The sequence below is a fragment of the Sphingomonas sp. GW821-FHT12D09 genome (genome assembly GCF_058807215.1).
In genome coordinates, this window is the sequence record NZ_JBXAQL010000003.1 from 240,867 (window position 1) to 256,845 (window position 15,979).

A 15,979-nucleotide genomic window follows, 5' to 3' on the forward strand; every position below is an offset into this window, starting at 1 on the left:
CCGGTGGTGGAGCAGCCAGCCTAACCCGCTTTTCATGTCCGCGCCATTGCGGCTTGGCGGGCATGCGCTAGCCTCGGCGCCGAAGGAGACTCGCGATGATCCGATCGATGTTCGCCCTGCTCTTATGCTCCGCATCTCTCCCCGCCTTCGCCCAGGAAACCCGCAGCCTCGCTCCCGGCCAGCCTTCGCCGCCCGCGAAGGTCGAGGACCTGTCCTGGCTCGCCGGCACCTGGCGCGGCGACGGGCTCGGCGGAGCGGCCACCGAAGTCTATTCCGCGCCCCAGGCCGGCCGGATGGCGGCGCATTTCCAGCAGGAAGACGGCAAGGGCGGCATCAAGTTCTACGAATTGATGCAGATCGTCCCGCGCGGCGATTCGCTGGTCTATCGCCTGCGCCACTTCAACGCCGATCTCTCCGGTTGGGAGGATGGGAGCGGCAAGGTCGTCGAGTTCCCGCTCGTCGCGGTCGAGAAGGACGCCATCCATTTCGACGGCATGACCTTTCGCCGCACCGGGCCCGACGAAATGACCTGCTGGGTGAGGATCGAGATGGACGACGGCAAGGTGAAGGAAATGCCCTTCCGCTATCGCCGCGCGGCACTCTGAGCCGGCACCAGCGTCAGCAACCACAGGTCCGGCGGCGCGCCGAGCCGGAACGGCACCCCGCTGGTGCCCAGCCCGCCGGTGACCACTACGGTCCGCCCACCCTCGCGGACCAGCCCGCAGCGATAGCGCTTGCCGTAGCGGCTGACCGTCGGCGCGACATTCTCCCCGAAGAGCACCGCTTGCCCGCAATGCGTGTGCCCGGCGAGCAGCAGGGGCGCATCCGCGGGCAGCGCCGGCGCGACATCGGGCGAATGGGTGAGCAGCACGATCGGCCTGCCCAGCGCCCGCGCCGCGCGCAGCGTCGCGTCGACATTTGCATGGCCTGAGAAATCATCGCTGATCCCGCCCAGCGCGATCGGCCCGCGAAGCACCGCGCTGTTTTCGACCAGGGTGATCCTTGCCCGGGCAAGCTGCCCGCGCACCGCCTGGGTGCCGGTCCAGTAATCGTGATTGCCGAGCACCGCCGCCACGCCGAGCGGCGCGCGCAATTGCCTGAGCGGCCCGATCATCGCCTCGCCCAGCTTCGCCGCACCCTGGGGGTCATGCCCAAAGATGAAGTCGCCGGCGATCACCACCAGGTCGGGCTTCAGCGCATTCACCTGGCCCACGATTCGGCTCAGCCGCTTCGGACCCATCGCCGCGGTGCCGATATGGATGTCGCTGAGCAGCACGATCTTCACCGGCTGCTCCAGCCCCGGCGTCGCCACATCGGCCCGGCGCACGATCGGATCGCTGGTCGCCTCGCGAAAGCACCAGCCGAGGAATAGGGCGAGGATCAGGGCAAGGCCGCCCAGCGTGGCAAGGATCGTGCGCATCACCGAACATCGTAACGGGAGCGCATCGGCTGCGCCATGCGTTGCGCCATCATGCGCGCCTTTGCCGATCTCCTCGACAACCTGATCTACACCCGCTCGCGCAACGCCAAGCTGCGGCTGATCGGCGACTATCTCCGCGTCACGCCCGATCCCGATCGCGGCTGGGCGATGGCGGCGCTCACCGGCACGCTCGACCTGCCCGCGGTGAAGCCCGCTTTGCTCCGCGCGATGATCGAGGCGCGGGTCGATCCCGTCCTCTACGCGATGAGCCGCGATTTCGTCGGCGACTCGGCCGAGACGATCGCGCTGCTCTGGCCCGAGCCCGCGGTACCGCCGCGCGAGACCGCCCCGCTCACCCTCTCCGAAGTCGTCGCCACCCTCGGCAGCATCTCCAAGTCGGACGCACCCGCCGCACTGGCAGGAATGCTGGACCGGCTGGAGGCCGACGAACGCTACGCCCTGCTCAAGCTCGCCACCGGCGCGCTGCGCGTCGGCATATCCGCCCGCCTCGCCAAGACCGCGCTCGCCCAGGCCTTCGGGCTCGATGTCGATGCGGTGGAGGAAGTGTGGCACGGCCTGACTCCACCCTATGCGCCCTTGTTCGACTGGGCCGAGGGCCACGGCGAGCAGCCGACCGCGCGCAACGTCCCCGTCTTCCGCCCCTTCATGCTCGCCCATCCGCTGGAGGCCGAGAGCGTCGATCTCGCCGACTATGCCGCCGAGTGGAAATGGGACGGCATCCGCGTCCAGCTCGTCCATGTCGCGGGCGAGACCCGGCTCTACAGCCGCGCCGGCGACGACATCACCCACAGCTTCCCCGAAGTCGCCCGCGCCTTCACCACCCCCGGCGTGCTCGACGGCGAATTGCTGGTGAAGGGCGAGTTCCAGGGTGGGAAAGCGGCGAGCTTCAACGCGCTCCAGCAGCGCCTCGGCCGCAAGGTGGTTAGCGCGAAGACCCTTGCCGAATATCCCGCCTTCGTCCGACTCTACGATATCCTCTTCGACGACGAGGAAGACCTGCGCGCCCTCCCCTGGACCGAGCGCCGCGCCCGGCTGGAGACATTCGCCACCCAGCTCGACCCCGCCCATTTCGACGTCTCCGCCGTCATCGACGCCAAGGACTTCGCCGCGCTCGAGGAAATCCGCGCCGGCGCCCGCGATGCATCGATCGAAGGCGTGATGCTCAAGCGCCGCGAGTCGCCCTATGTCGCCGGCCGCCGCGCCGGGCTGTGGTACAAATGGAAGCGCGATCCGCTGGGTGCCGACTGCGTGCTGATGTATGCCCAGCGCGGCTCGGGCAAGCGCAGCAGCTTCTATTCCGACTATACCTTCGGCGCCTGGACGCCGGAAGGCGAGCTGCTTCCGGTCGGCAAGGCCTATTTCGGCTTCACTGACGAGGAGCTGAAGTGGCTCGACCGCTATGTGCGCAACCACACGGTCAACCGCTTCGGCCCGGTGCGCGAGACCGACAAGACGCTCGTCCTCGAAGTCGCCTTCGACTCGATCCACGAATCGAAACGCCATAAATCGGGCCTGGCGATGCGCTTCCCCCGGATCAGCCGAATCCGCAACGACAAGCCCGCCCACGAAGCCGATACGATCGAGACATTGCGCAAGCTCGTAACCTGAGCCAGTCTTGCCGCATGGGGACGGACGAACGCATTCCGGCATTGCCGCTCGTCATCTGCGTGCTCGCAGGGCCAGTGATCGCGTCGCTGCTGCCCGGCATCTTCGCCGCCGGATCGAATGCGGGCGACAGCTTCTTGCGCATCTGGGGCACGCTGGCGCTGTTCGGTGCCTGCTATGCCGCGGTGGTCGGCGTGCCGCTCGCGCTGCTGCTCCTGCGCGACCCGGCGCTGTCCTGGCGCCGCTGGCTCGGTACCGGACTGCTCGCGGGACTGCTCACCGCCGCAATCCTGCTCGGCTGGGCCGCACTGACCAGCACGCGCAACCTGATCAACGGGCAATGGGCCGAGATGCAGATCCTGACCCTCTGGATCGTCGTCCCGCTGGTGCTGTTCTCCGCGATCGTCTCGCGCATCGCGCTCGCCTCCTGGTTGGGCCGCCGCCAGACCGGCTTGTGAACGCCGCCCTGCTCGCTCCGGCGATGATGATCGCCTCGGGCTCGATCCATGCTGTGGTCAATGCGATCCTCAAGGGCGGCAAGGACAAGATGGCCGGCCGCGCGATCATCGACGGGTCGAGCGCGCTGATCCTGTTCCCCGCGATTCTGCTGGTGCCGCTGCCCGGCGCTGCCTGGCCCTGGATCGCCGGTACCGCACTGGTGCACTGCCTCTATCTCTATGCGCTGGTCCGCACTTTCGAGACGAGCGACTATTCGGCTGCCTATCCGATCCTGCGCGGCACTGCGCCGTTGGTCACCGCCGCGATCTCGATTGGCGTCCTTGCCGAACCCGCTTCCGCGCGCGAGTTGATCGGCATCGCGCTGGTCGGGGCCGCGATGTTCATTATGGTGATGGGCAAGCATATCGGCCGCGCCGGACTCTGCTGGGCGCTGCTCACCGGGCTCACCATCGCCGGCTATACCGTCATCGACGCCCAGGGCGTGCGCGCCGCGCCGACGCCGACCAGCTATATCGTGTGGATGTTCGTGCTGATGGGGATGAGCACGACGGCGATGTTCGCGCTGCTCTCGAAGGGTGCGATCTTCGCCGCGGCGACGAAACAGTGGCGCCCGGGCGTGGCGGCGGGCGCCTTGTCGATCCTAACCTATGGCCTGGCGCTGTCGGCGCTGGCGATCGGCCCCACCGCGCCTTTGGCGGCGCTGCGCGAGACCGGCATGGTCACCGCGCTGGTGATCGCCACCTTTTTCCTGGGCGAGAAGGTGACGCCCGGCCGCGTGGCGGGCGTCACCGGAATCCTCGCCGGCGCGGTGCTGATCCTGAGTGCTTAGGACGCAGCCGAATCTGCTCCCTTCCCTGCAAGGGAGGGGCTGGGGGTGGGTTGCGACCCCGGCGGGGCCGGGGGCGCCCAGCCAGCCGGCTCGACCAAAAGAAAAGGCCGGGCATCGAGCCCGACCTTTTCCAACCCACCCCTGACCCCTCCCTTGCAGGGAGGGGAACTTGAAAGTTGATATGCCTACCCCCTAGGATTCGGGCTGCTCGTCCCATCCGCGCGCTCGATCGTCACGCCGGTCACCGTGCCTTCCCCGGTGAATCGCATGTGCGAGCGCGGATCGCTCTCCATCGCGAACAGGTCGCCGCCCAGCGGCACCAGCACCGACTTCGGCCCGCCGTCGCGCTGCCAGGTCAGTGCGCCATTCTCCAGCCCCACCGTGCGCGGCGCATAGCGGCCGGCATAGGCAGCGAGCGGACGCGCCGGCGTTACCGGCGTCACCCGCGCGGCATAGAGTGCCGCAGTCCATTCGAGCTCGGTCCGTTGCGGCCCCTGGACCTTTTCGGCGAGCTTGAGCGCGGCATCCTGCAGCGCGCGGTCCAGCGCCTTGTCGGCCGGCACCGCGATCTTCGGCGCCACGCCCTTCGCTTCCCAATTGCCGCCGCCCGGCAGCTCGGGATAGCCGATCGACACGCTCATCACATAGCCGCCCGGCACCGGATAATGCTCGTTGCGATAGGCGGCGCCCGCCGTGGTCTCGCCCACCAGCGTGCCGAAGCCCAGCCGCGCGACATGGCTGGTGAACTCCTCGGCCGCCGATGCCGCGCGGCCGCTGGTCAGCACATAGAGCGGCGTCGCGATCTGCCCGCCCGGCACTGCCTCGCTCACCGACCTCGTCGGCGCGTCGCTGCGCAGGTGGAAGGTCACCAGCAGCGTGTTCGGCGCAGTGAAATAGCTGGTGATTCGCCGCACCGCATCGGGGCTCCCGCCGCCATTGGTGCGCAGGTCCAGGATCGCCGCATCGCCGTCGCGCAGGAACGCCATGGCCGCATCGATCGCCTTGCCGCTCTCGGCACCCGACCAGCCGAACCCGTCATAACGGATGTAGCGGATGTTGCCGGGCAGCAGCTTCATCTCGGTGATGCCGTGGTTGTGCGCGCGCATCATCGCCTTGAGGAAAGGCGAATTCTCCTCATCGTCGGCCTGGGGCCCATGCTGTGCGAGCTCGGCCGAGGCGGGCGGATCGAAGATCAGCTGGAGATGCTTGTCGCCCGCGACCGCATAGAGATCCTCGTTGACGCGGCGAATCAGCTCACCCTGGTCGGCTACCTCGTAGCGGCCGGACTTGAGCCCCTTGGCCAGCGCGGCATCGAGCGGCGCGCGCTTGCTCGCAACGACATAGTTCTCGGCGATCGCCTTGCGAATCGCAGCGACGATCTCCGCCTTGCTCGCCGCGGGAATGGCCATCGGGCCCGGACGGGGCCCCTGGCGCGGGCCGGGAGCCGGGCCCTGCTGGGCGAGCGCAGGCGCGGCAAGGCCGGCGGTGATCAGGGCGGCGGCGAATATGATCTTCATGGGTCCCTCCCGGACTGTATTAGTCAACTAACACTGCATGGCGCAGGGCCCGGGCGCACGGTGCGCAATTTCAGCCGCTTCCTTGCCAAAATCTGGCATAGCATCGGCATGACCAACGACGATATCGACCTGCGCATCCTTGGCCTGCTCCAGCAGGATGCGCTGATGACCGCCGACATGCTGGCCGAGCGGCTGCCGCTTTCGCCCAGCGCGATCGCCAGGCGCGTCCGGCGGATGCGGGCCGACGGCACCGTGGCGGCCGATATCGCGGTGGTGTCCGAAGAAGTCGGGCCGTTCCTCTCGGCGCTGGTCCATGTCCAGTTCGACCGGCATTCGCTCGACGCGGTCCAGGGCTTCCAGCGCCGGCTGATCGCCAGCCCGCACGTCCAGATGGTGCTCGAGATCACCGGCAGCTTCGATATCGTGCTGCTCGTCTCGGCGCGCGACATGGAGTCGTTCAATGCGCTGGTCGATTCGCTGCTCGGCGGCGACCCGGTGGTGCGGCGCTACGAGACCAGCTTCGTCAAGCGACGGCGCAAGTTCACGCCCGCGCTGCCGCTGCATGAGTTGCTGGGGGACTGAGCAACTCTTCCATCGCCCCGGCCTTGAGCCGGGGTCCCGCTTCTTTCTGCCAAAAGATGAATTAGCGGGACCCCGGCTCAAGGCCGGGATGACGCCCAAGGAAAGCGGGTCGCCCGGATTTCCGCCCAAAACAAAAGGGCCGTCCGCCCAAAACAAAAGGGCCGGAGGTTTCCCCCCGGCCCTTCCTGTCTTGTTAGCCTGAAGGCTCGCCTCAGCTACCCGGAGTCAGGTTCACCGCGGCATACTTGCCGCGACGATCGACTTCGAGTTCGAACTCGAGACGGTCGCCTTCGTTGAGCGTCGGCATGCCTGCACGCTCCACGGCCGAGATGTGCACGAATGCATCGGGCTGGCCATCGTCGCGCTGAATGAAGCCGAAGCCCTTCATCGCGTTGAAGAACTTGACCGTGCCGGTCGCCTTCTCGCCGGTCAGCTGGCGCTGAGGGCCACCGCCGCCGGCGCCGCCACGATCGCCACCGAAGCCGCCGCGATCACCGCCGCGGTCGCCGCGATCCTCGCGGGGCGCACGCTCTTCGACCGGCATCGGCTCGCCGTCGATCTTCAGCTCGGTAGCCGAGATACGGCCGCCGCGATCGACGAGCGTGAAGCCCAGCGGCTGCCCTTCGGCCAGGCCGGTAAGGCCTGCCTGCTCGACTGCCGAGATGTGCACGAAGACGTCTTCGCCGCCATCGTCGCGAACGACGAAGCCGAAGCCCTTCTGGCCGTTGAAGAACTTTACGACGCCAGTACCTTCGCCAATGACCTGCGGGGGCATGCGGTTGCCGCCGCCGAAGCCGCCGCCACCACCGCCGCCGAAGCCACCACCGCCGCCGCCGCCGCGGAAACCACCGCCGCCGCCGCCGCCGAAGCCGCCACCACCGCCGCCGCGGTAACCACCGCCGCCACCGCCGCCGCCGAATCGGTCACCGCCGCCGAAGCCGCCACGATCCTCGAAACCGCCACCGCCGAAGCTGCTGCCGCCGCCAAATTCATCGCCGCCAAAGCCGTCACGCTTGTCGCGGCCACGTCCGCCGCGATCCCCACGGCGCCCTTTATCGAAACTCATGCCCTGTTCGTCTTCCCGGTTCGCCCAAAATCACAATCAAAAGCCAAGCGCCGGACGAAAACGCAGGTCTTCCAACGCAAAAACTTGCGCCATAGAATCGGGCATAGCCCAAAATCGTACAACGGGCGAACAAAATTCGACTTGAACAAGGCGAACACCCGTTAACTGCTGCGCTTGCGCCACAATCCAGGGCATTGCACAGCTGGTCGCCATGGATGCGATCTCGGAATTGCTCGCCAGTCCGGCCGCCTGGGCCGCACTCGTCACGCTCATCGTGATGGAGGTGGTGCTCGGCATCGACAACCTCATCTTCATTTCGATTCTCTCGAACAAATTGCCCGAGGAGATGCGCCAGCGCGCCCGCCGAGTCGGCATCTCGCTGGCGCTGGTCATGCGACTCGCCCTGCTGACGGGGATCAGCTGGATCATCAGCCTGAAGAACACCGTATTCTCGCTCGGCATCCAGGGCCCGCTCGATTCGCACGGCGAACGCGCCTTCGAGACCGATTTCTCGTGGAAGGACCTGATCCTGCTCGCCGGCGGCCTGTTCCTGATGTGGAAGGCGACGACCGAGATCCACCATTCGGTCGACGACGGCGAAGGGCCGGGCGAATCGGACCAGTTGCTCGACAAGACCCGGAAGACCGTCTCGCTCAGCTTCACCGCGGCGATCGTCCAGATCCTGCTGCTCGACATCGTCTTCTCGGTCGATTCGATCCTTACCGCCGTCGGCATGACCGAGCATGTGCAGATCATGTACGTCGCGGTGGTCGTCGCGGTCGGCGTGATGCTGCTCGCCGCCGATCCGCTTGCCAATTTCATCAACCGCAACCCCAGCGTGGTCATGCTCGCCCTGGGCTTCCTGCTGATGATCGGCATGGTGCTGATCGGCGAGGCGTTCGGCGCGCATATCCCCAAGGGCTATATCTACACCGCGATGGGCTTTTCCGCCGCGGTCGAGGGGCTCAACATATGGTCGCGGAACGCCCGGGCGCGCAAGGCGGCGGGCAAGCAGGAGCCTTCGGACCATTGAGCCCGGCGGCGAAGGAGTCTAGGCGGCGGCTATGACTGTGCATTTTCACGAAGAAGACATCCCCGAAGGCCTGTTCGCGCCGGGCGCCTCGATCGCCGTCGATACCGAGACGATGGGCCTCATCACCCCGCGCGACCGGCTGTGCGTCGTCCAGCTGTCCGATGGCTCGGGCGACGAGCATCTCGTCCGCTTCGGCCCGCGCTCGACCTATGACGCACCGAACCTGCGCATGCTGCTCGCCGATCCGGAGCGGCTGAAGCTCTATCATTTCGCCCGGTTCGACCTCGCGGCGATCCGCTTCTATCTCGGCGTCACTGCCGGCCCGGTCTATTGCACCAAGATCGCCTCGCGCCTGGTGCGCACCTACACCGATCGCCACGGCCTCAAGGACCTGTGCCGCGAGCTGGTCGGCGTCGAGATCTCGAAGCAGCAGCAGAGCTCGGATTGGGGCGGCCCCGAACTTTCCGAGCCCCAGCGTGAATACGCAGCGTCCGACGTGCGTTACCTTCACGCAATGAAGATAGAACTCGACAAGCGCCTCGAGCGCGAAGGCCGCACCGACCTCGCCCAGGCGTGCTTCGACTTCCTGCCGGCGCGCGCCGAGCTCGATCTCGCCGGCTGGCCCGAAACCGACATCTTCGCGCATATTTGATGTCAGAGGTCGCCGCACGCCTTCGATCACAGAAACGCGGCTGGGCGCATCCCGGCAGCGCGCATGATCGTGTCGTGCGGATCTCGCTGTTCCTGTTGCCGATCGGCATCGGCGTGCTCGCGGCGTTCCTCGTCCTCGCGCCGCTGCTCACCAAGGGCGATGTCAGCTTCGTGCTCGACAAGAACAAGGTCGCCATGGCGACCGAGCGGCTTCGCCTCGAATCGGCGGTCTATCGCGGCGAGGATTCGAAGGGCCAGGCCTTCCGCCTGAATGCCGGCTCGGCGATCCAGAAGAGTTCGGCCGAGCCGATCGTCCAGCTCAACCAGCTCTCCGCCGAGATCAATCTGCCCGAAGGCCCCGCGACGCTGAAGGCCGACAAGGGCCATTACGACATGGACAAGCAGCAGGTCTCGACCGACGGCCCGGTCAAGTTCCAGACCTCGGACGGCTATGTCCTCGACACCCAGAACGCCACCGTCGACCTGAAGACCCGCAAGATGGAAAGCGGCGGCGCAGTCACCGGCAAGACGCCGACCGGCGTGTTCAGCGCCAACAAGCTGACCGCCGACTTGGAAAACCGCACCATCTCCCTAGATGGCAATGCACGCTTGCGGATTACCCCCAAGCGCGCGAATAGGCGCTAGATCATGATCCGTGCGACTGCCCTGCTTCCGATCGGCTTCACGCTGGCGCTTCTTGCCGCCGCGCCCGCGGCCGCGCAGCAGCGCCACGACAGCACCGCGCCCATTGATTTCGATGCCCAGCATATCGAGCTGCAGGACAAGGCGAACCGCGTCACCCTTTCCGGCGGCGTGCGGATCAAGCAGGCCGAGATGACCCTGGCCGCGGCCCGCGTCACCCTGGCCTATACCGGGCAGATCTCCGAGGGTTCGCCCGAAGTCTCGCGGCTCGACGCCGCCGGCGGCGTCACCGTCACCCGGCCCGACCAGAGCGCGACCGGCCAGTACGCCGTCTACGACGTCACCAAGCGAATCATCACGATGATCGGCGGCGTCACGCTGCGCCAGGCCGGCAACACCGTTTCGGGCGGGCGCCTGGTGATCAACCTCGACACTGGCCGCGCGACGATCGACGGTTCGGGCGTCGGCGGCGCGACGGGTGCGGGCGGTACGCCCGGCACCCAGAACCGTGGCGGTCGCGTCACCGGCCGCTTCTCGGTGCCCAAGCGCGCCAATGCCCCGGTATCGGGCACCGCGACGCCGGCCCCGGCCAATCCCGCGCCCAAGCAGTAATCGCCCTTTTTCAACGGCACACCGCTCAGGGCTTCCCTTCCCGGCAGAGTTCATGCAGGAATCCTGCCAATCGCCCGCGGGGATAACCTGCCGGTAACGCGAACCGTCCATGCAGGGACCGAGTATGGCTGACGTCAACACCCTCGAAACGCCCGTAGCGGATCCCGCGCCCCTCCCCGACAAGGGGCTGGCGGTCGTCTCGATCGCCAAATCCTATGACAAGCGCACGGTGCTCACCGACGTGTCGGTCTCGGTCGGCCGCGGCGAAGTGATCGGCCTGCTGGGCCCGAACGGCGCCGGCAAGACGACCTGCTTCTATTCGGTGATGGGGCTGGTGAAGCCCGACAGCGGCCGCATCATGCTGGACGGCGAGGATATCACCCGCCTGCCCATGTATCGCCGCGCGATCCTGGGCCTGGGCTACCTTCCCCAGGAAACTTCGATCTTCCGCGGCCTCACGGTCGAGAAGAACATCCTGGCGGTGCTCGAGCTTTCCGAGCCGGACAAGGATGCGCGCCAGCGCCGCCTCGACGAGCTGCTCGACGAGTTCGGCCTCACCCGCCTGCGCGCCGCGCCCGCCATGGCGCTGTCGGGCGGCGAGCGCCGCCGCGCCGAAATCGCGCGCGCGCTGGCCGCCGATCCGACGATCATCCTGCTCGACGAGCCGTTCGCCGGCATCGATCCGCTCTCGATCTCCGACATCCGCGACCTGATCATCCAGTTGAAGAAGCGCGGCATCGGCGTGCTGATCACCGATCACAATGTCCGCGAGACGCTCGACATCGTCGATCGCGGCTACATCATCTATGACGGCCGCGTGCTCTTCGCCGGATCGCCGGGCGACCTCGTCAGGGACGAGAATGTCCGCCGCCTCTATCTCGGTGAGAGCTTCGAGCTCTGAGTGATGCGCGCGCCTGACCCTTATCCGTCATCCCGGCGAAAGCCGGGACCCAGGGTCCAAAGCGAATCGCCTATGGCTTTGGATTCCGGCGTTCGCCGGGATGACGAGGTGCGCTGATGTCGCTCGCGCCTCGCCTCGATCTGCGCCAGTCGCAATCGCTGGTGATGACACCCCAGCTCCAGCAGGCGATCAAGCTGCTGGCGCTGTCCAATCTCGAGATCGAGACCTTCATCGCCGAGGAGCTGGAGAAGAACCCGCTGCTCGAGAATAGCGGCGCCGGCAGCGACGAGGAGCGCGGCGCTTCCGAACCCGCCGAAGCGCCCGAGCCCGATGGCGATTATGTCGAGCGCGACGGCCCGGCCGATGCCAGCGAGCTGCTCGCAAGCGGAGGCGAAGCGTCGGGCGAAGCCGCGCTCGACGTGGATTTCGCCGCGGAGACCTTCCACCATGACAGCGGCAGCGACACGCTGGGCGGCGCGGGGATGGACGGCAGCCTTGGCCTCAACGGCACCGCCGGCGGCGGCATGCCCGAGGATGGGCCCGATTTCGACAATCTAGGCAGCGCCGCGCTCAGCCTCGGTGATCACCTGATGGCGCAGGCCGGCGCCAGCATCGCCAATGGCGACCTGTTCATCGCCGCCCATCTGATCGACCAGATCGACGAAGCCGGCTATCTTACCGCCACGCTGCTCGATGTCGCCAACCGGCTGAACGTGCCCCTTGCCCGGGTGGAAGATGTGCTGGCGACGATCCACACCTTCGATCCCACCGGCGTCGGCGCGCGCAGTCTGGCGGAGTGCCTGGCGCTCCAGGCCAAGGAAGCCGATCGCTACGATCCGTGCATGGCGCGGCTGATCGACAATCTCGATCTGGTCGCACGCGGCGACCTGCCCCGCCTCAAGCGCATCTGCGACGTCGATGACGAGGATCTGGCGGACATGATCCGCGAGCTCCGCAACTACGACCCCAAGCCGGGCTGCCGCTATGGCGGTGAGCCGACCCTGTCCGTCACCCCCGACATCTTCGTCGCGCGGCGCGGCGCCGGCTGGGCGGTGGAGATCAACGCCGCCACCCTGCCCCGCCTGCTCGTCAACCGCGCCTATTACACCGAAGTCTCGGCGGGCCCGCAGGACAAGGCGAGCAAGGCCTGGCTGTCGGACATGCTGGCCAGCGCCAACTGGCTGGTAAAGGCGCTCGACCAGCGCCAGCGCACGATCATCAAGGTCGCGTCCGAGATCGTGAAGCAGCAGGAAGCCTTTTTCCTGAAGGGCGTCGCGCACCTCAAGCCGATGACGCTGCGTCAGGTCGCCGAGGCGATCGAGATGCACGAATCGACGGTGAGCCGCGTCACCTCGAACAAATATCTCAGCTGCGCGCGCGGGCTCTATGAGCTGAAATACTTCTTCACCTCGGCGATCCAGTCGTCCGAAGGCGGCGACGCGGTCTCGGCCGAAGCCGTGAAGAGCGCGATCCGCACGCTGATCCAGGCCGAGGATCCCAAGAAGATCCTGTCCGACGACACGCTCGTCGAGCTGCTCAATGCCAAGGGCTTCGACATCGCGCGGCGCACGGTGGCGAAGTATCGCGAGGCGCTGGGGATCGGCAGTTCGGTACAGCGCCGGCGGCAAAAGGCGCTGGAGGGCGTGGGGTGATCCGATTCGCGGCGCTGCTGCTGGCACTGCTCGCGCCGCTCGCCGCCCATGCGCAGCACAGGCTCGCCGTGATGAGCTTCAACGTGCGCCTGCCCGCGCCCGGCGACGGGCCCAATATCTGGGACAGGCGCCGCGACCTGTTCGTCGAGACGATCGCCGCCGCCGACCCCGATGTGATCGGCACCCAGGAGCTATGGCAGGTCCAGGGTGATTATCTCGTCGAGCACCTGCCGCACTATAGCTGGTTCGGGATCGACCGGCGCGGTGGCCATGGCGACGAGCATATGGGCGTCTTCTATCGCCGCGATCGCCTCAAGCTGATCGAGCATGGCGATTTCTGGCTCTCGGAAACGCCCGAGATCGCCGCCAGCATCAGCTGGGGCAATCTCTATCCGCGCATGGTCACCTGGGGCCTGTTCGAGACGCGGGGCGGCAAGCGCTTCTACCTGTTCAACACCCATTTCCCCTATCGCGACCAGGATGCGGCGGCGCGCGAGAAGTGCGCCGAGCTGCTCCGCAAGCGTATCGCGGCGCTGCCCGCCGGCGTGCCGGTGGTGCTCACCGGCGATTTCAACACGGGGCCCGAAGCCTCCCCGCACGCGATACTGACCCGCGATCTCGCCGATGCGCGAGTCGCGGTCGGGAAGCCGGAGGGGCCCGAGGGCAGCTTCCACGATTTCACCGGTGTACCCGACAAGCGTATCGACTGGATCCTGGTTCGCGGCTTCAGGGCACGCGGCTTTCGCACGATCGATGCGCATCGCGGCGCGCGCTATCCGTCCGATCATTTCCCGGTGATGGCGACGCTCTCCTGGCCGAATGTGGAACGTCCTTAGTATTTTGGTAGCCGGGTCCGGGCTATTCTCGAGTCGATGCCCGCCGAGTTTTCCATCGACGTTGACCCCGTGCAGAACCTTGTCCGCATCCGGATGGGGGGCTTTTTCGCACCCGACGATATCGCGGCGTTCCTGGCCGCCCGCGCCGAAGCCCATGGCAGGCTGACTTGCGGCGCCAATCAGCATCTGACGCTCAACGATCTGCGCGACATCAAGATTCAGGCGCAGGAAAGCGTCGAGCTGTTCCGCGACCTCCTCGCCGATCCCGGCTATCGCTCGCGCCGCCTGGCCTTTGTGATCGGCCGCACCCTGGCGCGCACCCAGCTCGGCCGCGCACTCGACCGGCGCTATGCCCGCACCTTCGAGGATCCCTGGGCCGCCGAGGCCTGGCTGCTCACCGGCTCGGAGCAGGCCGCCGCCTGAGCGGCCCCTTGCAATGTAGGATTTCGTCTGTTTGCTGACGCGGCCGGATTGCCATCCCGGCCGCTCTTTGACCCCGTAGGAAAGATAGGATCAGCCGCGCGCAAGGATGTTGCGGAATGCGCGAACTTCACACGAATTTCGTGCCCGCAGTGCGCGATCTTTGTGAAGTTTGGGCCAAACTTCGCCGAGTCGTCGGTACGACGCCGTTGGATCAGTTGGGCTTGTTCGCCCCCGCGACCATCTTGTCGAAATCCGCCTTGGTCAGCGCCAGCAGCAGCCCCTTGTTGTTCTTGCCGAACGCCTCGAGCGGCACTTCGACCTTGCCGGCCTCGGTAGCGACCACCGCAGCCGACATGCTCACCGACTCGACCTTGCCGAGCACCACGCCCTTCGAATCGCGCACGTCGCTGCCTGCGGTCACGTCGCCGGGCTTGGCCGGAACCGCCCGCGCCGGCTTGCCCTTGGCCGCCTCGGCCCGCGATTCGCGCACTGCCTTGTCGATGTTCGACGCGGTATCGTCCGGGCCCTTGAGCTCCGGCGCACTGACCGAGCCGACCAGCACGGGATTGCCCGGCCCGGTCTGCGCATGCGCTACGCCGGCACCGGCACCGGCACCGGCACCGGCCACCAGTGCTGCGGCGAGCGCCGCCAGCTTCATTGCGTTCATGATTGCCTCTCCCGCTTGATCTTTGCCGGAGATGGTATCGCTACCAGTGGCGAAGGGCAATCAATCGTCCTCGTCCTCGAACCCGGCGAGATCGAGCGCCCGCGCCTTGACTTGGTGGAGACGGCACCAATGGACCAGCGCGTCCTCCCGGCCATGCGTCACCCACACTTCGCGCGGCGCCAGCTCGGTGATGGTGCGGGTCAGCTCGTCCCAATCGGCATGGTCGGAAAGGATCAGCGGCAGCTCGACATTGCGCTGCCGGGCCCGCTGGCGCACCCGCATCCAGCCCGAAGCCATCGCCGTGATCGGATCGGGCAGCCGCCGCGACCAGCGATCGTTGAGCGCGCCCGGCGGGCACAGGATGATCCGTCCCTGCAGCTCGGCCTTGGCGACGCCGGTGGCGGGTCGCAGCTCGCCCAGGTCGACGCCCTGCTCGACATAGAGGTCGCACAGGCGCTGGAGCGCGCCGTGGATGTAGATGGGATCGTCGAAGCCCATCACCCGCAGCTCGCCGATCACCCGCTGCGCCTTGCCCAGCGCATAGGCGCCGACCAGCACGCAGCGATCGGGATTGGCGCGGAGCGCGGCGAGCAGCTTGTCGAGCTCGTCATGCGTCTCGGGGTGGCGGAAGACGGGCAGCCCGAACGTGGCCTCGGTGACGAACACGTCGCAGGGCACCGGCTCGAACGGCGCGCAGGTCGGGTCCGCGCGCCGCTTGTAGTCGCCCGAGACGACGATCCGCTCGCCGCGATGCTCGAGCACGATCTGGGCGGAGCCGAGGACATGGCCGGCGGGGACGAAGCGGATGTCGATGCCGTGCATCGTGATCCGCTCGCCATAGTCGACAGGGTTGCCATTCTGGGGGCCATAGCGCGCCTCCATGATCGCCAGCGTCTGCGGCGTAGCCCACACCGCCTCGTGCCCGCCACGGGCATGGTCGGCATGGCCATGCGTCACCAGCGCGCGGCGGACGGGTTGCGACGGGTCGATCCAGATATCGGCCGCGGGCAGATAGATGCCGGTGGGTCTAGGATCGATCCAGTCGCCGAGCTTCGCCATCATG

At 67.2% G+C, this 15,979-nt stretch carries 18 protein-coding genes; 13 read left to right on the top strand and 5 right to left on the bottom strand.

Going from position 1 to position 15,979, the window contains the following annotated elements; all coding sequences use genetic code 11:
• Window positions 1-95: 95 nt before the first annotated feature.
• Complete coding sequence (locus tag AC1RPL_RS14750) at window positions 96-605, top strand: DUF6265 family protein (RefSeq protein WP_493070137.1); 510 nt, start codon at window positions 96-98, stop codon at window positions 603-605.
• Here the strand turns inward: AC1RPL_RS14750 and AC1RPL_RS14755 are convergent.
• A complete protein-coding gene (locus AC1RPL_RS14755; RefSeq protein ID WP_493070139.1) occupies window positions 584-1,420 on the bottom strand; it encodes a metallophosphoesterase in 837 nt (278 codons plus the stop codon). The two genes, AC1RPL_RS14750 and AC1RPL_RS14755, sit on opposite strands and share 22 nt — an antisense overlap.
• Window positions 1,421-1,471: 51 nt before the next feature.
• On the opposite strand from AC1RPL_RS14755, the gene AC1RPL_RS14760 reads away from it, so the two are divergent.
• From AC1RPL_RS14760 to AC1RPL_RS14770, 3 genes are read left to right on the top strand one after another with little or no spacing between them, the layout of a single operon-like run.
• The gene (locus AC1RPL_RS14760; RefSeq protein WP_493070935.1) at window positions 1,472-3,049 is read left to right on the top strand and encodes a cisplatin damage response ATP-dependent DNA ligase; all 1,578 of its coding nucleotides are present in this window, start codon (window positions 1,472-1,474) and stop codon (window positions 3,047-3,049) included.
• A 14-nt stretch (window positions 3,050-3,063) separates the two neighbouring features.
• A complete protein-coding gene (locus AC1RPL_RS14765) occupies window positions 3,064-3,504 on the top strand; it encodes a hypothetical protein (RefSeq protein WP_493070141.1) in 441 nt (146 codons plus the stop codon).
• On the top strand, window positions 3,501-4,334 hold the full coding sequence (locus AC1RPL_RS14770; RefSeq protein ID WP_493070142.1) for an EamA family transporter: 834 nt from the start codon (window positions 3,501-3,503) through the stop codon (window positions 4,332-4,334). The genes AC1RPL_RS14765 and AC1RPL_RS14770 overlap by 4 nt, the downstream gene beginning before the upstream one ends.
• Window positions 4,335-4,519: 185 nt before the next feature.
• Here AC1RPL_RS14770 and AC1RPL_RS14775 read toward each other — a convergent pair whose 3' ends face one another.
• Window positions 4,520-5,851, bottom strand: a complete 1,332-nt coding sequence (locus tag AC1RPL_RS14775; RefSeq protein WP_493070144.1) for a S41 family peptidase — start codon at window positions 5,849-5,851, stop codon at window positions 4,520-4,522.
• 108 nt (window positions 5,852-5,959) lie between these two features.
• Here AC1RPL_RS14775 and AC1RPL_RS14780 point away from each other — a divergent pair, with 108 nt between their 5' ends.
• Window positions 5,960-6,433 (top strand): Lrp/AsnC family transcriptional regulator, encoded by a 474-nt coding sequence (locus AC1RPL_RS14780; protein WP_493070146.1) that lies wholly within the window; start codon window positions 5,960-5,962, stop codon window positions 6,431-6,433.
• Window positions 6,434-6,644: 211 nt separating this feature from the next.
• Here the strand turns inward: AC1RPL_RS14780 and AC1RPL_RS14785 are convergent, their stop codons facing one another.
• Entirely contained in the window at window positions 6,645-7,499 is an 855-nt protein-coding gene (locus AC1RPL_RS14785; RefSeq protein WP_493070148.1) for a cold-shock protein, read from the bottom strand.
• Window positions 7,500-7,710: 211 nt separating this feature from the next.
• Between AC1RPL_RS14785 and AC1RPL_RS14790 the strand changes: the two genes are divergently transcribed.
• The 8 genes from AC1RPL_RS14790 to AC1RPL_RS14825 all read left to right on the top strand — a co-directional run bounded on the left by AC1RPL_RS14790 (window position 7,711) and on the right by AC1RPL_RS14825 (window position 14,249).
• Window positions 7,711-8,532: a TerC family protein gene (locus AC1RPL_RS14790; RefSeq protein ID WP_493070150.1), complete on the top strand. Its 822-nt coding sequence runs from the start codon at window positions 7,711-7,713 to the stop codon at window positions 8,530-8,532.
• A gap of 31 nt (window positions 8,533-8,563) precedes the next feature.
• Window positions 8,564-9,184, top strand: a complete 621-nt coding sequence (locus AC1RPL_RS14795; RefSeq protein ID WP_493070152.1) for a ribonuclease D — start codon at window positions 8,564-8,566, stop codon at window positions 9,182-9,184.
• Window positions 9,184-9,828, top strand: coding sequence for an LPS export ABC transporter periplasmic protein LptC (lptC, locus tag AC1RPL_RS14800; protein ID WP_493070153.1), 645 nt, complete (start codon window positions 9,184-9,186; stop codon window positions 9,826-9,828). The genes AC1RPL_RS14795 and lptC overlap by 1 nt, the downstream gene beginning before the upstream one ends.
• Window positions 9,829-9,831: 3 nt before the next feature.
• A complete protein-coding gene (locus AC1RPL_RS14805) occupies window positions 9,832-10,437 on the top strand; it encodes an LptA/OstA family protein (protein ID WP_493070154.1) in 606 nt (201 codons plus the stop codon).
• A gap of 124 nt (window positions 10,438-10,561) precedes the next feature.
• Window positions 10,562-11,338, top strand: coding sequence for an LPS export ABC transporter ATP-binding protein (lptB, locus tag AC1RPL_RS14810; protein ID WP_493070155.1), 777 nt, complete (start codon window positions 10,562-10,564; stop codon window positions 11,336-11,338).
• A gap of 116 nt (window positions 11,339-11,454) precedes the next feature.
• Entirely contained in the window at window positions 11,455-12,990 is a 1,536-nt protein-coding gene (gene rpoN, locus AC1RPL_RS14815; protein ID WP_493070157.1) for an RNA polymerase factor sigma-54, read from the top strand.
• Entirely contained in the window at window positions 12,987-13,826 is an 840-nt protein-coding gene (locus tag AC1RPL_RS14820; RefSeq protein ID WP_493070159.1) for an endonuclease/exonuclease/phosphatase family protein, read from the top strand. Before rpoN ends, AC1RPL_RS14820 begins: the two co-directional genes overlap by 4 nt.
• Window positions 13,827-13,895: 69 nt before the next feature.
• The gene (locus tag AC1RPL_RS14825) at window positions 13,896-14,249 is read left to right on the top strand and encodes a hypothetical protein (RefSeq protein ID WP_493070160.1); all 354 of its coding nucleotides are present in this window, start codon (window positions 13,896-13,898) and stop codon (window positions 14,247-14,249) included.
• Between the two features lie 211 nt (window positions 14,250-14,460).
• Here the strand turns inward: AC1RPL_RS14825 and AC1RPL_RS14830 are convergent, their stop codons facing one another.
• Together AC1RPL_RS14830 and AC1RPL_RS14835 are read right to left on the bottom strand one after the other, a co-directional pair.
• The gene (locus AC1RPL_RS14830; RefSeq protein WP_493070162.1) at window positions 14,461-14,916 is read right to left on the bottom strand and encodes a hypothetical protein; all 456 of its coding nucleotides are present in this window, start codon (window positions 14,914-14,916) and stop codon (window positions 14,461-14,463) included.
• 60 nt (window positions 14,917-14,976) lie between these two features.
• Window positions 14,977-15,975: a ligase-associated DNA damage response exonuclease gene (locus tag AC1RPL_RS14835; protein WP_493070164.1), complete on the bottom strand. Its 999-nt coding sequence runs from the start codon at window positions 15,973-15,975 to the stop codon at window positions 14,977-14,979.
• Window positions 15,976-15,979 lie beyond the last annotated feature (4 nt).

Coding starts and splice junctions, on each gene's coding strand:
- AC1RPL_RS14750 (WP_493070137.1), top strand. CDS start 96: ATGATCCGATCGATGTTCGCCCTGCTCTTATGCTCCGCATCTCTCCCC.
- AC1RPL_RS14755 (WP_493070139.1), bottom strand. CDS start 1,420: ATGCGCACGATCCTTGCCACGCTGGGCGGCCTTGCCCTGATCCTCGCC.
- AC1RPL_RS14760 (WP_493070935.1), top strand. CDS start 1,472: ATGCGCGCCTTTGCCGATCTCCTCGACAACCTGATCTACACCCGCTCG.
- AC1RPL_RS14765 (WP_493070141.1), top strand. CDS start 3,064: ATGGGGACGGACGAACGCATTCCGGCATTGCCGCTCGTCATCTGCGTG.
- AC1RPL_RS14775 (WP_493070144.1), bottom strand. CDS start 5,851: ATGAAGATCATATTCGCCGCCGCCCTGATCACCGCCGGCCTTGCCGCG.
- AC1RPL_RS14780 (WP_493070146.1), top strand. CDS start 5,960: ATGACCAACGACGATATCGACCTGCGCATCCTTGGCCTGCTCCAGCAG.
- AC1RPL_RS14785 (WP_493070148.1), bottom strand. CDS start 7,499: ATGAGTTTCGATAAAGGGCGCCGTGGGGATCGCGGCGGACGTGGCCGC.
- AC1RPL_RS14790 (WP_493070150.1), top strand. CDS start 7,711: ATGGATGCGATCTCGGAATTGCTCGCCAGTCCGGCCGCCTGGGCCGCA.
- AC1RPL_RS14795 (WP_493070152.1), top strand. CDS start 8,564: ATGACTGTGCATTTTCACGAAGAAGACATCCCCGAAGGCCTGTTCGCG.
- lptC (WP_493070153.1), top strand. CDS start 9,184: ATGTCAGAGGTCGCCGCACGCCTTCGATCACAGAAACGCGGCTGGGCG.
- AC1RPL_RS14805 (WP_493070154.1), top strand. CDS start 9,832: ATGATCCGTGCGACTGCCCTGCTTCCGATCGGCTTCACGCTGGCGCTT.
- lptB (WP_493070155.1), top strand. CDS start 10,562: ATGGCTGACGTCAACACCCTCGAAACGCCCGTAGCGGATCCCGCGCCC.
- rpoN (WP_493070157.1), top strand. CDS start 11,455: ATGTCGCTCGCGCCTCGCCTCGATCTGCGCCAGTCGCAATCGCTGGTG.
- AC1RPL_RS14830 (WP_493070162.1), bottom strand. CDS start 14,916: ATGAACGCAATGAAGCTGGCGGCGCTCGCCGCAGCACTGGTGGCCGGT.
- AC1RPL_RS14835 (WP_493070164.1), bottom strand. CDS start 15,975: ATGGCGAAGCTCGGCGACTGGATCGATCCTAGACCCACCGGCATCTAT.